The sequence below is a fragment of the Streptomyces sp. NBC_01314 genome, assembly GCF_041435215.1.
Taxonomy (GTDB): Bacteria; Actinomycetota; Actinomycetes; order Streptomycetales; family Streptomycetaceae; genus Streptomyces.
Map to the genome: position 1 here is coordinate 1,366,339 of NZ_CP108394.1, position 12,856 is coordinate 1,379,194.

Sequence of the window (12,856 nt, forward strand, 5' to 3'; positions counted from 1 at the left end):
GGACCTTTCTGCGGGGATGAGGGTGTCGGCCATGCTCACCACGCCCCTTGGCGGACGAGGTGCCGGCGGAGCTTGCCGGTCGCGGTGCGGGGCAGCGTGGGCACGAAGCTGACGCTGCGGGGGACCTTGAAGGCGGCGAGCCTGTCGCGGGCCATGCAGATCAGTTCGGCCTCCAGACCCACCCCGATGGGCGGGACGGGGATGACGAAGGCCCGCAGCCTGCTGGCGCCGCGCTCGTCGGTGACGGCCGCGACGGCGACGTCCCGGACCCCGGGGTGGGTGCGCAGCAGGGCCTCCACCTCCAGCGGGGAGACGGTGATGCCGCCGACCATCTCCATGTCGTCGGCCCGGCCCAGATGCCGGTAGGTGCCGTCGGCTTCGCGGACGGCCCGGTCCCGGGTGTTGAGCCACCCGCCGACGAGGGTGCGCTCGGTCTCCTCGGGCCGGTTGAGGTAGCCGGGAGTCACCGTCGGGCCGCGCACCCAGAGTTCGCCCGCCTCGCCGTCCTGGACCTGTGCGCCCGCGCGGTCGCGGAGTTCGACCTCGAAGCCGGGGACGGGGCGGCCGACCGTGCCGGGGTGGTTGTGGTCGAAGCTGTTGGCGCAGAAGGCGTGTCCGGCCTCGGTGGAGCCGATCTGTTCGAGGACGGGCGCGCCGAGCAGTTCGGTGACCTGCTTGCCGAGTCCGGCGGGCATGCCCTCGCCGGCCGACACCGCGGCGCGCACCGAGGCGAAGCAGTCCTCGTGGCCGCCTGCCCGGTCGGCCACCAGGGCGGCGTACGCCGACGGCACCGAGTAGAGGAGGGTCACTCGGTGCCGGGCGACGAGTTCGTCGACCGCCGCGGGGGTGGGACGGCGGTCGGCGAGGACGGCGGAGGAGCCGGAGAAGAGCGGGAAGACGAGGGCGTTGCCGAATCCGTAGGCGAAGTACAGCCGGGAGACGGACAGGGTGACGTCGTTCGGGGTGACGCGCAGGAGTCGGCGGCCGATGAGGTCGTAGTACGTCCTGGGGTCGCCGTGGACGTGGACGACGCCCTTGGGGTGGCCGGTCGTTCCCGAGGTGTACTGGATGTAGAGGGGGGTGTGGGCGTCGACCGGGTGGGCCGCTTGCCTGGGGGTGGCCGTGGCGCACAGAGCGGTCAGCTGGTCGGCGCCGAGACGGGGGGTCGGGGCGGCCGTCCTCACTCCGCGGGCCGTTCCCGGCTGGTCGCGCCCGCGCGGCGGAGCCGCATGGGCCACGGCCCCGCGTCCCTGACGGGGCACGCTGTTGAGCGCCGGTGCGGGGCTTTCCAGCCCCGGCCCCGTCACCCACAGGACCGCCTCCGTGTCCGCCGCCATGAACTGGAGTTCGGGAGGGGTGAGTTCGGGGTTGACCAGGACCGCCACCGCGCCCAGGCGGGCCAGGGCGAGGAAGGTGGTGACCCAGGTGACGGAGTCCGGGAGGGCGAGGAGGACGCGGTCGCCGGGGCGGACTCCGTGGTCGGTGAGGACGGTGGCGGCGCGGGCCGCGAGGTCGTGCACCTCGCTGTGGGAGTAGTTCCGGTGGCCCTGGCGGAAGGCGGGGCGGTCGGCCCAGCCGCGGCGTTCGGCGAGGGCGGCGAGGTGGGCCGCGAGGTTGCCGGGGGCGGCGGCGTCGGCCTGGAGCCGGACGGGCTGGGGGGATGTCGTCGTGATCGTCATCGCGTCGGCTCCTCGGTGACGGCCGGGGCGGAGGCGTGCTCCCGGTGGGCCCGCATGAGTGCCGCGGCCTTCAGCAGCATCTCGTCGTACTCGGCGGCCGGATCGGAGTCGAGGACGATCGCGCCGCCCGCGCCCAGATGCATACGGCCGCCCTGGAACACGGCGGTACGGATGACGATGTTGAGGTCCGCGCCGCCGCTGCATCCGAGGTAGCCGAGGGCTCCCGAGTACACGCCCCGCGCCTCGGTCTCCAGCGAGTCGATGATCTCCATCGTGCGGAGCTTGGGCGCCCCGGTCATCGATCCGCCGGGGAAGCAGGCCCGGACGCAGTCGACGGCGTCGGTGCCCTCGCGCAGCCTGCCCTCGACGGTGGAGACCAGCTGGTGCACGGTGGCGTACGTCTCGGTGGCCATGAGACGCGTGACCTTCACGGAGCCGGTCCGGGAGACCCGGCCCAGGTCGTTGCGGAGCAGGTCGACGATCATCAGGTTCTCGGCGCGGGTCTTGGCGTCCGCCGCCAGTTCGTCCCGCAGCCGGTCGTCCTCCTCCGGGGTGCCGCCCCGGGGGGCGGTGCCCTTGATGGGCTTGGCCTCGGCGATGCCGTCGCGGGTGATCCGCAGGAAGCGCTCGGGGGACGAGCCCGCGATGTCGAGGTCGCCGAACCGCAGGAAGGCGGCGTACGGGGCGGGGTTGATGCGGCGCAGCACCCGGTAGAAGTCGTACGGGTCGTAGGGGGCGGGTAACCGGGCCGCGTTGGTGAGACAGACCTCGTAGCTCGTGCCCGCGTTCAGTTCCGCCTTGCACGCCTCGATGTCGGCGAGGTAGGTGGCGCGGTCGCGGACGAGCCAGGGTTCGGCCGCGCGGGGGTAGGGAGATGTGGCCGCCCGCAGGGGGACCGTGGGGTCCGAGCCGACGAAGGTCAGCTGGGCCAGCGCGGTGTCGAGCCAGTCGCCGGCCTCGCGGGACGCCGCCGGGGTGTCCTCGGACAGGCAGACCGCGTAGGTGAAGCCCTCCTCGTGGTCCACGGCGATCAGTCGGTCCGCGAACAGCCAGGAGGCGTCCGGGGTTTCGGCCTTGTGCCGGTTCGGGGAGCCGGTGTCGGCCTTGAGTTCGTAGCCGAAGTAGCCGACGTAGCCGCCGGTGAAGTCGAAGGGCAGGCCCGTCGCGTCGACCTTGCGGCTCGCCAGCTGCCGCTTCAGGTAGTCGAAGACGCTCGCCTGGACCCGGCGGGTGGGCCGTCCCTGCCGCTCGATCTCGCACAGGCCGCTGTCGACGTCGTAGCGGACGACCTCGGCGAGCGGTCCGGCACCGTCACCGAAGAACGAGAACCGCGACAGGTCCCGCTCGACGCGGGAGCTGTCCAGCCAGAACGCGTGCGGCGCGTCGGCGTACATGCGCGTGAAGGCGGCCTCGGCGTCGATCGCGCCGGCGATACGGCGGGTGTGCAGCCGGTAGGCGGGCCCCGGGGCCCGCCGGGGGCGGGGGATCGCACCGTTGAGGGGGATGACCGCGGTGTTGCGCGTACGCGGGCTGCCGGCCCGTTCCTCCGTGAGGTCACGGAAGTTGACCAGCAGGCGGTGGCCGTGGTCGGTGAGGACCGACTCGGGGTGGAACTGGACGCCCCACAGGGGCCGTTCGCGGTGGCGCAGACCCATCAGGACGCCGTCCTCGGACCAGGCCGTGGCCTCCAGGGTCGGCGGCAACGGCTCGCGCACGGACAGCGAGTGGTAGCGGACGACCGTGAAGTTCTGCGGCAGGCCCCGGAACAGGTCACGGCCGTCGTGCCGGACCGTGGACAGGTGCCCGTGGCGCGGCCACGGGGCGGGCTCGACATCGGCGCGCTCCCCCACCGCGATGCCCTGATGGCCCAGGCAGACGCCCAGTACGGGGATCCCGGCCTCCGTGATCACCTGCGCGGCGATACCGAAGTCACGCGGTTCCAGGGGGTGGCCGGGTCCCGGCGACACCACCACGTTGTCGAATTCCCGCAGCTCCGGAATGTCGCCCGCCGGAGCGTCGTTGAGCACGACCACCGGCTCCTCGCCGTTGACCTCGGCGATCAGCTGGAACAGGTTGTACGTGTACGAGTCATAATTGTCGATGAGCAGGGTCTTCACCCGCCCACCCCCCTCTGATCGTTCTCGAACCTAGGCGGTCCGTCGTTTGTGCCGGCCGCGCAGCGCCTGCAGCGGCGGATACAGCCATTTCTTCAGGAATCGCTGGAGTCTCGGCATGAGAATCCAGGTGACGATGGCTGTCACGGCCAGACACAGCAGAAGTGTACGAAAAAGTGGATTCAGGTCGTTGAGATAGGGAAGTATCAGCAGGTTGAATAAGAGCACCGGTGGGAAGACCGCGCTCATATTCACCAACCACAGTTTCCATTTCGGGGGTGGCCCCGGGGGGCCGGCCGGGGCCCGGGCGGTCTGGGAGTCGAACCAGGCCTTGGAACCCGCGATGCTCCGGCGACCGGTCTCCCGGGCCAGTCCATCGGCACGGGCCGACCACTCCGCCCAGACCATGGAGTTCTCCCAGGTCCGAGCCGTATCCTCGCTGTCGAAGCGGTAGACCACATGCCACTCCGCCTCTCCGTCGACGAGTACGCCACCCCCCAGAAAACCCGGCTGCTGCGCACTCGTACGCAGCGCGGCCCACCCCCAGGAGTGGAAGTCGGCCTCACGCCCCGGCACCACGTGGTATGCGAGGGTGACGGTAACGGGATTCCTGCTCACGGTGTCGAATACGAGAAGAACCGAGACCCCGTTCAAATCTTCAACGAACTTTTTCGAGGTGTCCGGATCGTACGCCTATGACGGTCTTTCAGGTGCCTTGACGCCTTTCGTCGAGTATTACGTTCGGGTAACTTCTGGTAATTCTCGGAAGCGGTTGCCCGCGCCAGCGAAACAGGCGCACCATCGCCAGGAGGATCGGGGGGAATTGCACGAAAATGAAGGAGAGTCATGTCCAGGTACGACTGGGATATGAACCACGAGGGAATCAACCGGGCGCGCTCCGCGATCGAGCCCGTACGGAAAGAAGTCACCGCGCATCCGATCTATCAGCGCGTCGAAAGCCGCTCCGACATGGCGGTGTTCATGGAGCACCACGTCTTCGCGGTGTGGGACTTCATGTCCCTCCTCAAGTCCCTCCAACGGGACCTGACCTGTGTGGACGTCCCCTGGGTGCCGCGCGGGTCCGAGGTCAGCCGGCGGCTCATCAACGACATCGTTCTGGTCGAGGAGAGCGACGAGCTGAACGGCGGGTTCACCAGTCACTTCGAGCTGTACCGCTCGGGCATGGCCGAGGCCGGAGCGGACACCTCCCGCCTCGACACGTTCCTCGGGCTCATCGGCGAGGGCCACGACGTGCCCGCGGCACTGCGGGTCGCCCAGGTTCCCGGCCCCGCGGCCGAGTTCGTCCGCACGACGTTCGAGATCATCGGGGAACGGCCGCTGCACTGCCGGGCCGCCGCCTTCGCGTTCTCCCGGGAGGATCTGATCCCGGACATGTTCGACCAGGTGATCAAGAAGGAGGGCACGGAGCGGTTCCCGTTGTTCTGCGACTACCTCGCTCGGCACATCGAGGTGGACGGGGAGGAGCACACACCGATGGCGATGGCCATGGTGGCAGATCTGTGCGGCGGGGTGGACGGGCGGTGGGAGGAGGCTGTGGAGACGGCGGTGCTGGCGTTGGAGGCGCGGGCTCGGTTCTGGGACGGGATCGTTGCGGCGATGGGGTGAGTCGAGCGCCGTCGGGGGTTCGTTCGCCGGTCGGCTGCGGGTGGTCCGTGGCTGGTCGCGCCCACGCGGCGGCAGCCGCATGTCCCACACAGCCCCGCACCCCCTCAGGGCGCTGCGGTGGACCTCGTTGGCTATGCCTCTCCCTCCGCCCTCCACCGTTGTGCCGCCCCGGCGAAAGCGGTGTTGACGGCCAGCAGTCCGCCGTCCACGCGCAGGGTCGTGCCGGTGATCCAGGCCGCGTCGCCGGAGGCGAGGAAGGCCACGGCCGCCGCGATGTCGTCCGGCTCGCCGACGCGCCCCAGGGGGTAGATCTCGGCGAGGTCGTCGAGATGGGACTCGCGGCCCGCCCAGCCGGGGGTGCGGACCGTACCGGGGGCCACCAGGTTGACGCGGACACCTCGGGGCGCGGCGTCGCCGGCGAGGGTGCGGGTGAGGGAGATGAGGCCGGCCTTGGCGGCGCTGTAGGCGTGGTTGCCGAAGTCCTGGAGGCCGTTGACGGAGCCGATGTTGACGATGGCCCCGCGCCCGGACGCCACCAGGTGCGGCAGGGCCGCGCGGGAGCAGCGGAACGCGCTGGTCAGGGTGAGGTCGAGGTCGCGGGCCCACGTGTCGTCCGGGGTGTCTTCGAAGAGCGGCACGTCCGGGGTGCAGCCGAAGGCGTTGTTGACCAGGACGTCGAGGGAGCCGAGGGCCGCCACCGCGTGCGTGATCGCAGCCTCGACGGACTCCCGGTCCCCGACGTCGCACCGGTACGCCTCGGCGGCCAGCCCCTTGCCCCGCAGCTCCGTCACGGTCCTCTCGGCCGCCGGCAGGTCCACGTCGGTGACGAGCACGCGGGCCCCTTCCTCGGCCAGCCGCCGAGCCGTCGCCGCACCGATCCCGCGCGCCGCACCCGTGATGAGAACCCCGTACCCCTCGAAGCGTCCCGTCGCATGCATACGGCAGAACGTACTGCGCGGCAGATCACGGGGACAGGTGCGACGCGATCTCCGACCCGGCTACCGTCCTCTCATGTCGACCTTCATCCAGCAACTCCCGGCTCTGCTCGGCGTGGTGATGGGCGCGCTCGGCTCGTATCTGGTGGTGATGCGGGGCGAGCAGGTCCGCTTCCGGCGTGAGCGGGCGACCCGCTGGGAGGAGCGGCGGCTCACGGTGTACGCCGACTGGGCACGGGCCCTGAAGCAGTCCGTCACCCTGACCTACCGGGTCGCCTCCCACCTCGGCAACGACCCGCACCCCCACCCCCTGTCGCCGGAGGAGGCCGCGCCCCTCATGGCGGAGGCCACGGTCGCCCGGGACCCCTCCGGCGAGGCGATGCTGCTCCTCGGCAGCCCCGAGGTGGTGGAGAAGGCCCGCGCCTGGGTCGTCACGGTGATGAGGATGGAGGAGTTCCTGCGCGCCGGCACCCGGGACCCGCGGGCCTGGCAGGCCCTGCTGGAACGGCAGCGCGCCGGGCGGGAGGGTTACTACACCGCCGTACGGGAGGACCTGGCGCTGCCACCCGGCCATTCGGCCCGCTGGCAACTGACGGCGACAGCCACCGCGAGGCCCGCGCCGCCGTCCACACCGACGCCGGCACCATCTTCGGTACCGCCGGACCGGGTGTGAGCGCGGTTCAGCGGTAGCCGGTCGTGTCCGCCGGCTTGTCCGTGTCCTGGACCTCGACGAGGTAGCGCCAGGCGTCCGGCCGGCTGCCGTCGAGGTCGGTGAAGCCATAGGTCCGGGCGAGGGAGCCGCTGGAGAGGGACTCGCCGTTGAAGCGGGCGACCTCGGGGTCGGCGGCGAGGGCGACGACGGCCCGGCCGACATAGCGGGGCGTCTCGGAGATGGCGAAGTGGGGGACGCGGTCGAGGGCGTCGCGCCAGGTGTCCTCGGTGACGCCGAACCCGTCGAGCATCATCTCCGAGCGGAGCCAGCCGGGGGTGAGCGCGACGGCGGTGGCCCCGCGCGGGCCCAGTTCGTGACCGAGGGCGAACGCCATGCGCAGGACGGACGCCTTGGCGAGGTCGTAGAAGAAGGAGTTCCGGTAGTTGGCGCCGTTGTAGTCGGCCGTGCCGTCGGTCATCTCCACCACCAGGCCACCGGGGTGGCGCAGCAGCAGGGGCAGGGCGAGGTGGTTGGTGATGGCGTGGGTCTCGACGGCGAGGCGCAGCAGCCGCAGGCCGTTGTCGAGGTCGTGCTCCCAGACCGGCGCGTCCCACTCGAAGAGCTTCTCGCCGCCCCAGACGTCGTTGACGAGCACGTCGAGTCGGCCCCGTTCCTCGGCGATCCGGTCCACCAAGGTCCGGACCTGCGCCGGTTCGAGATGGTCGGTGGGTACGGCGATGCCCCGGCCGCCGGCCTCGGTGACCAGGTCGGCGGTGTCCTCCAGGGTCTCCGGGCGGTCGTACTCCGAGCGCCGCTCGCGCGTGGAGCGCCCGGTCACGTAGACCGTCGCCCCGGCCGCTCCCAGTTCCACGGCGATCCCGCGCCCGGCCCCGCGTGTGGCTCCGGCGACGAGTGCGACCTTGCCGTCCAGCGGCTTCGACATGTCCGACCTCCTGTGCGTACGGGTGTCACTTTGGCGGACGCCGGGGGTGTTTCGGCGTCCTTGACACGAGGGTGTCGTGGAAGCCGGACATCTTCTGTCGGGATTTCCCTGTCGGCTCCCAAGAGCTCGATCGGTCGCGTGACAGGGAGGCTGCGGGTTCGTCGTGGCTTGTCGCGCAGTTCCCCGCGCCCCTTCGGGGCGAGGCGCGGGGAGCCTGGTTCTCAGTGTCCGCGGGCGATCCACTCCTGCAGCTGCGGAGCCTCCGCGCCGATCGTCGTGGTGTCCCCGTGGCCGGTGCGGACGACCGTGTCGACTGGGAGGGCCAGGAGGCGGTCGCGGATGGAGTCGATGATCGTCGGGAAGTGGGAGTAGGAGCGGCCGGTGGCACCGGGGCCGCCGGCGAAGAGGGTGTCTCCGGTGAAGACCGTGCCGAGGCCCGGGTCGTACAGGCAGACGGCGCCCGGTGCGTGGCCGGGGGTGTGCAGGACGGTCAGGTCTGCTCCGGCGGCCTCGATGACCTGCCCGTCGGCCAGCCAGTGGTCGGGCAGCCGGTCGGGGTGGGTCTGCTTCCAGAGCGGCAGGTCGTCCGGGTGGAGCCAGATCGGCGCGCCGGTGCGCTCGGCGAGGGCGGGGGCGGCGTCGATGTGGTCGTTGTGGGCGTGGGTGCAGACGATGGCCGCCAGTCTGCGGTCGCCCACGGCCTCGGCGATCGCGTCGGCGTCGTGGGCGGCGTCGATGACGACTACCTCGTGGTCGTCGCCGACGAGCCAGACGTTGTTGTCGACGTCCCAGGTGCCGCCGTCGAGGCTGAACTGGCCCGAGGTGACGAGGTGTTCGATGCGGGCGGCCATCAGAGCGTCACCACCGAGCGCAGGACGTCGCCGCCGTGCATCCGCTCGAAGGCCTTCTCCACGTCGTCGAGTCCGATGGTCTCGGTGACGAACGCCTCCAGGTCCAGGCGCCCCTGCAGATAGAGGTTGATCAGCATGGGGAAGTCGCGGTCGGGCAGGCAGTCGCCGTACCAGGAGGACTTCAGGGCGCCGCCACGGCCGAAGACGTCGAGCAGGGGGAGTTCGAGCTTCATCTCCGGGGTCGGGACGCCGACGAGGACGACCGTGCCGGCCAGGTCGCGGGCGTAGAAGGCCTGCTTGTACGTCTCCGGGCGGCCCACCGCCTCGATGACGACGTCGGCCCCGAAGCCGCCGGTCAGCTCACGGATCGCCTCGACCGGGTCGGTGTCCTTGGAGTTGACCGTGTGGGTGGCGCCGATGCTCTTGGCGGTGGTCAGTTTCCGGTCGTCGATGTCCACGGCGATGATCTTCTCGGCGCCCGCCAGCCGGGACCCGGCGATGGCCGCGTCCCCGACTCCGCCGCAGCCGATGACGGCGACGGTGTCGCCCCGGCCGACGTTGCCGGTGTTGATCGCGGCGCCGATACCGGCCATCACCCCGCACCCCAGCAGTCCGGCGACCGCCGGGGCGGCGGCCGGGTCGACCTTGGTGCACTGCCCCGCCGCCACCAGCGTCTTCTCCGCGAAGGCGCCGATACCGAGCGCCGGGGACAGCTCCTGGCCGGTCGAGGCGAGGGTCATCTTCTGGGTGGCGTTGTGGGTGTTGAAGCAGTACCAGGGGCGCCCGCGCCGACAGGCCCGGCAATTGCCGCACACCGCACGCCAGTTGAGGATGACGAAGTCGCCGGGGGCGACGTCGGTGACGCCCGCGCCGACCGACTCCACCACGCCGGCGGCCTCATGGCCGAGCAGGAAGGGGAAGTCGTCGCTGATGCCGCCCTGCTTGTAGTGCAGGTCGGTGTGGCACACGCCGCACGCCTGCACCTTCACCACGGCCTCCCCCGGCCCCGGGTCGGGCACGACGATCGTCTCGATCCGCACCGGCTCGTTCTTGCCCGGTGCGATCACGCCGCGTACTTCCTGCGCCATGGTGAACCCTTCCGTCGTTCCGTGACCGGACGGTCGCCCGCCCATGGTCACCCTACGGACCGACCAGCGAGTAGGGCCTCCGCGGCGGGCGGAACCATGGCCGAAAAGGTGACCCGCGACACCGCACGAGAAGGGGTCCTCCGCTGCGCCCCGAAGCACATGAATACCCCCCAGGGTATCTCTGCTACGGTTGCACATATACCCCCCGGGGTAATTCGGGAGTGACGAGGAGAGGAGCTGCCGTGTACTTCGTCGACACCATCGAGGTGCCGGGGCTGGGCAACCGGAGCTATCTGGCAGGCGGTCCGGGCGGGGCCGTGGCGGTCGATCCGCCGCGCGACGTCGACCGGATGATCGCGGCCGCCGCCCGGCGGGGCGTGCGGATCGCGTACGTCGTCGAGACCCACATCCACAACGACTACGTCACCGGCGGACCGGAACTCGCCCGGCTGACCGGCGCCGCCCACCTGGTGCCCGCCGGGGCGCGGGTCACCTACGAGCGGGTGCCCGTGCACGACGGCGACGTGGTGGAGATCGACACGGATCTGACGCTGCGCGCGGTCGCCACGCCCGGACACACCCCGCACCACACCGCGTACGTCCTGGAGGAGAGCGGCGTGGCGGTGGCCGCGTTCACCGGCGGGTCCCTGCTCATCGGCACGGTCGGGCGTCCGGATCTCGTCGAGCCCAGGCTGACCGGCGAGCTGGCCCGCGCGCAGCACGCGTCGGCGCACCGGCTGACCGAGGGGCTGCCGGAGGACACGGCCGTCCTGCCTACGCACGGCTTCGGCAGCTTCTGCTCCGCCGGGCGGTCGGCGGGCGACACCACGACCGTCGGTCGGGAGCGGGTCGGCAACGACGCCCTGGTCAAGGACGCGGACACCTTCGTCGCCGAACTGCTGGCCGGCCTCGACGACATACCGGCGTACTACGCGCACATGGGCCCCGCCAACGCGCGGGGGCCGGCGCCGGTGGATCTGACGCCGCCCGCGCCGGCCGGCGCCGAGGAGATCGCCGCGCGGCTGGCGTCGGGCGAGTGGGTGGTGGATGTGCGCCACCGGGTCGCGTTCGCGGAGGGGCATGTCGCGGGGGCGGTGAACTTCGAGGCGGAGGGGCAGCTCGCCACGTATCTGGCCTGGCTGCTTCCGTGGGGCAGGCCGGTGACGCTACTGGCCGACTCCCCGGGCCAACTCGCCTACGCCCAGCGGGAACTGGTGCGGGTCGGCATCGACCGCCCCGCCGCCGGGGCGACCGGCGCCCCGGCCGACTGGCTGCGCCGGGGCGAGCGTCCACGCTCCTTCCGACGCGCCACCTTCGTCGACCTGGCCAAGGCCCACGCGGACGGTGCGGCCGTGATCCTCGACGTCCGCCGCGCCTCCGAGCGCACCGCCGCGGGCCATGTCGCGGGCTCGGTGCACATACCGGTGCACCAGTTGCGCGACCGGCTCGCGGAGATACCCGACGGCACCGTGTGGGTCCACTGCGCCGGCGGCATGCGCGCCGCCATCGCCGCGTCACTGCTGGACGCGGCCGGCCGACACGTCGTGGCCGTGGACGACGGCTTCGCGTCGGCGGCGGACGCCGGACTGCCCATGACCAGGACGACACCGACCGCCGAGCCGCCGACGATCCCCACCGCCCGGGCCGCCGGGTCGCCCACGGCCCACCTCGCCCCGGCCACCGGGACAACCGTGACCTGCGGTGCCCCGGACACGGAGCCGCCCCCGGCGGACTCCGTCCCGACTCCCGGGGCGCCCACCACCCGCACCACCTCGGCACCGGAGGCGCACGCGTCCGGCGCCACCCCGGCACCGGGGGAGCCCCTCGCCACCTCCGCGTCGAGCGGTGCCCCCGCGGTATGACCACTCTCGTTCTCGCCCTGTTCGCCGGGGGCGTGATCGGGGTCTCGTTGGGGGCGCTGGGTGGGGGCGGGAGTGTGCTCGCCGTGCCGGCGCTGGTCTATCTGCTCGGGTTCGGCCCGGCCTCGGCGGCCACCGCGAGTCTGGTGATCGTGAGCGTCACCTCGGCGACGGCGCTGTCCGCGCACCTCCGGGCGGGCACGGTGCACCTGCGCGGTGGGGCCCTGTTCGCGGCGGCGGGACTGGTGCCCGCGGCGCTCGGCGGGGCACTGTCGGCGGAGCTGCCGCCCACCGTGCTCACCGGGTCCTTCGCCCTGGTCGCGGGGGTGGCCGCGTACCGCATGCTGCGCCCCTCGGGGACGCGGCGGGAGGAGTCGACGGTACGGCCGAGCCGGGTCGCCCTGTCCGGCGCGGGGCTCGGCGGGGTCACCGGTGTCCTCGGGGTGGGCGGCGGCTTCCTCGCCGTACCGGCCCTGGTGAGCGTCGTGGGCCTGCGCATGCGCGACGCCGTCGGCACCAGCCTGCTCGTCATCACCGTGAACTCGTTCGCCGCGCTCGCGGGCCGGACGGGTGCCGCCGAGGGGCTCGACTGGGCGGTCGTCGCACCCTTCGCCGGGGCTGCGGTCCTCGGCGCCTGGGACGGTCGCCGACTGGCGGCCAAGGTCTCCGGGGACACCCTCCGGCGGATCTTCGCCTGGGTGCTGCTGGCCGTGGCCGCGTTCATGCTGATCGACGCGATCACGTAGTCCGGCCGAGCCACGACCCGAGCCAAGAGCCGTCCCCCTCACGCCAGAGAAAGGAACAGCTTCTCCAGCCGCGCACGCATCTGCTCGTTCGTCTCCCCGTTCCGCTCGTTCTTGTCGGTGTCGGTGAGGCACTGCTGCAACCCGGTGGCGATGATCGCGAAGCCTGCCCGGTCCAGGGCACGGGAGGCGGCGGCGAGCTGTGTGACGACGTCCTCGCAGTCGCGCCCGTCCTCGATCATCTTGATCACTCCGGAGATCTGTCCCTGGGCTCTCCGCAGCCGGTTCAGCACCGACTTGAGCTCATCGCCTTCGAACTGCAGCTCCACGACCACTCAACTCCTCTATATACCCTTGGGGGTATTT

At 71.7% G+C, this 12,856-nt stretch carries 11 protein-coding genes and 1 pseudogene; 4 read left to right on the plus strand and 8 right to left on the minus strand.

Going from position 1 to position 12,856, the window contains the following annotated elements; all coding sequences use genetic code 11:
• Positions 1-35: 35 nt before the first annotated feature.
• Genes OG622_RS06115 through OG622_RS06125 form a run of 3 tightly spaced genes read right to left on the minus strand, consistent with a single transcriptional unit; the run spans position 36 to position 4,411 of the window.
• On the minus strand, positions 36-1,679 hold the full coding sequence (locus OG622_RS06115; RefSeq protein ID WP_371573975.1) for a benzoate-CoA ligase family protein: 1,644 nt from the start codon (positions 1,677-1,679) through the stop codon (positions 36-38).
• Positions 1,676-3,796 (minus strand): aminodeoxychorismate synthase component I, encoded by a 2,121-nt coding sequence (gene pabB / locus OG622_RS06120; protein WP_371573976.1) that lies wholly within the window; start codon positions 3,794-3,796, stop codon positions 1,676-1,678. The genes OG622_RS06115 and pabB overlap by 4 nt, the downstream gene beginning before the upstream one ends.
• Positions 3,797-3,826: 30 nt before the next feature.
• Positions 3,827-4,411 (minus strand): hypothetical protein, encoded by a 585-nt coding sequence (locus OG622_RS06125; protein WP_371573977.1) that lies wholly within the window; start codon positions 4,409-4,411, stop codon positions 3,827-3,829.
• A gap of 228 nt (positions 4,412-4,639) precedes the next feature.
• Here OG622_RS06125 and OG622_RS06130 point away from each other — a divergent pair, with 228 nt between their 5' ends.
• Positions 4,640-5,419, plus strand: a complete 780-nt coding sequence (locus OG622_RS06130; protein ID WP_371573978.1) for a DUF3050 domain-containing protein — start codon at positions 4,640-4,642, stop codon at positions 5,417-5,419.
• A 131-nt stretch (positions 5,420-5,550) separates the two neighbouring features.
• Here the strand turns inward: OG622_RS06130 and OG622_RS06135 are convergent, their stop codons facing one another.
• Positions 5,551-6,357 carry an SDR family NAD(P)-dependent oxidoreductase gene (locus OG622_RS06135; RefSeq protein ID WP_371573979.1) on the minus strand — a complete coding sequence of 269 codons (807 nt, stop codon included), beginning with the start codon at positions 6,355-6,357 and terminating at the stop codon, positions 5,551-5,553.
• A gap of 73 nt (positions 6,358-6,430) precedes the next feature.
• Between OG622_RS06135 and OG622_RS06140 the strand changes: the two genes are divergently transcribed.
• Positions 6,431-7,027, plus strand: a complete 597-nt coding sequence (locus tag OG622_RS06140; protein ID WP_371573980.1) for a hypothetical protein — start codon at positions 6,431-6,433, stop codon at positions 7,025-7,027.
• Between the two features lie 7 nt (positions 7,028-7,034).
• On the opposite strand, the gene OG622_RS06145 is transcribed toward OG622_RS06140, so the two are convergent.
• The 3 genes from OG622_RS06145 to OG622_RS06155 form a co-directional block, all read right to left on the minus strand.
• Positions 7,035-7,949: an SDR family oxidoreductase gene (locus OG622_RS06145; RefSeq protein WP_371573981.1), complete on the minus strand. Its 915-nt coding sequence runs from the start codon at positions 7,947-7,949 to the stop codon at positions 7,035-7,037.
• Between the two features lie 221 nt (positions 7,950-8,170).
• The gene (locus OG622_RS06150; RefSeq protein ID WP_371573982.1) at positions 8,171-8,800 is read right to left on the minus strand and encodes an MBL fold metallo-hydrolase; all 630 of its coding nucleotides are present in this window, start codon (positions 8,798-8,800) and stop codon (positions 8,171-8,173) included.
• Complete coding sequence (locus OG622_RS06155) at positions 8,800-9,888, minus strand: S-(hydroxymethyl)mycothiol dehydrogenase (RefSeq protein WP_371573983.1); 1,089 nt, start codon at positions 9,886-9,888, stop codon at positions 8,800-8,802. Before OG622_RS06155 ends, OG622_RS06150 begins: the two co-directional genes overlap by 1 nt.
• Positions 9,889-10,130: 242 nt before the next feature.
• Here OG622_RS06155 and OG622_RS06160 point away from each other — a divergent pair.
• Positions 10,131-11,477, plus strand: a pseudogene (locus tag OG622_RS06160) (rhodanese-like domain-containing protein); the annotation flags it as partial.
• Between the two features lie 269 nt (positions 11,478-11,746).
• Positions 11,747-12,493: a sulfite exporter TauE/SafE family protein gene (locus OG622_RS06165; protein ID WP_371573984.1), complete on the plus strand. Its 747-nt coding sequence runs from the start codon at positions 11,747-11,749 to the stop codon at positions 12,491-12,493.
• 38 nt (positions 12,494-12,531) lie between these two features.
• Here the strand turns inward: OG622_RS06165 and OG622_RS06170 are convergent, their stop codons facing one another.
• On the minus strand, positions 12,532-12,819 hold the full coding sequence (locus tag OG622_RS06170; protein WP_371573985.1) for a metal-sensitive transcriptional regulator: 288 nt from the start codon (positions 12,817-12,819) through the stop codon (positions 12,532-12,534).
• Positions 12,820-12,856 lie beyond the last annotated feature (37 nt).

Coding starts and splice junctions, on each gene's coding strand:
- OG622_RS06165 (WP_371573984.1), top strand. CDS start 11,747: ATGACCACTCTCGTTCTCGCCCTGTTCGCCGGGGGCGTGATCGGGGTC.
- OG622_RS06130 (WP_371573978.1), top strand. CDS start 4,640: ATGTCCAGGTACGACTGGGATATGAACCACGAGGGAATCAACCGGGCG.
- OG622_RS06115 (WP_371573975.1), bottom strand. CDS start 1,679: ATGACGATCACGACGACATCCCCCCAGCCCGTCCGGCTCCAGGCCGAC.
- OG622_RS06145 (WP_371573981.1), bottom strand. CDS start 7,949: ATGTCGAAGCCGCTGGACGGCAAGGTCGCACTCGTCGCCGGAGCCACA.
- OG622_RS06150 (WP_371573982.1), bottom strand. CDS start 8,800: ATGGCCGCCCGCATCGAACACCTCGTCACCTCGGGCCAGTTCAGCCTC.
- OG622_RS06155 (WP_371573983.1), bottom strand. CDS start 9,888: ATGGCGCAGGAAGTACGCGGCGTGATCGCACCGGGCAAGAACGAGCCG.
- OG622_RS06140 (WP_371573980.1), top strand. CDS start 6,431: ATGTCGACCTTCATCCAGCAACTCCCGGCTCTGCTCGGCGTGGTGATG.
- OG622_RS06135 (WP_371573979.1), bottom strand. CDS start 6,357: ATGCATGCGACGGGACGCTTCGAGGGGTACGGGGTTCTCATCACGGGT.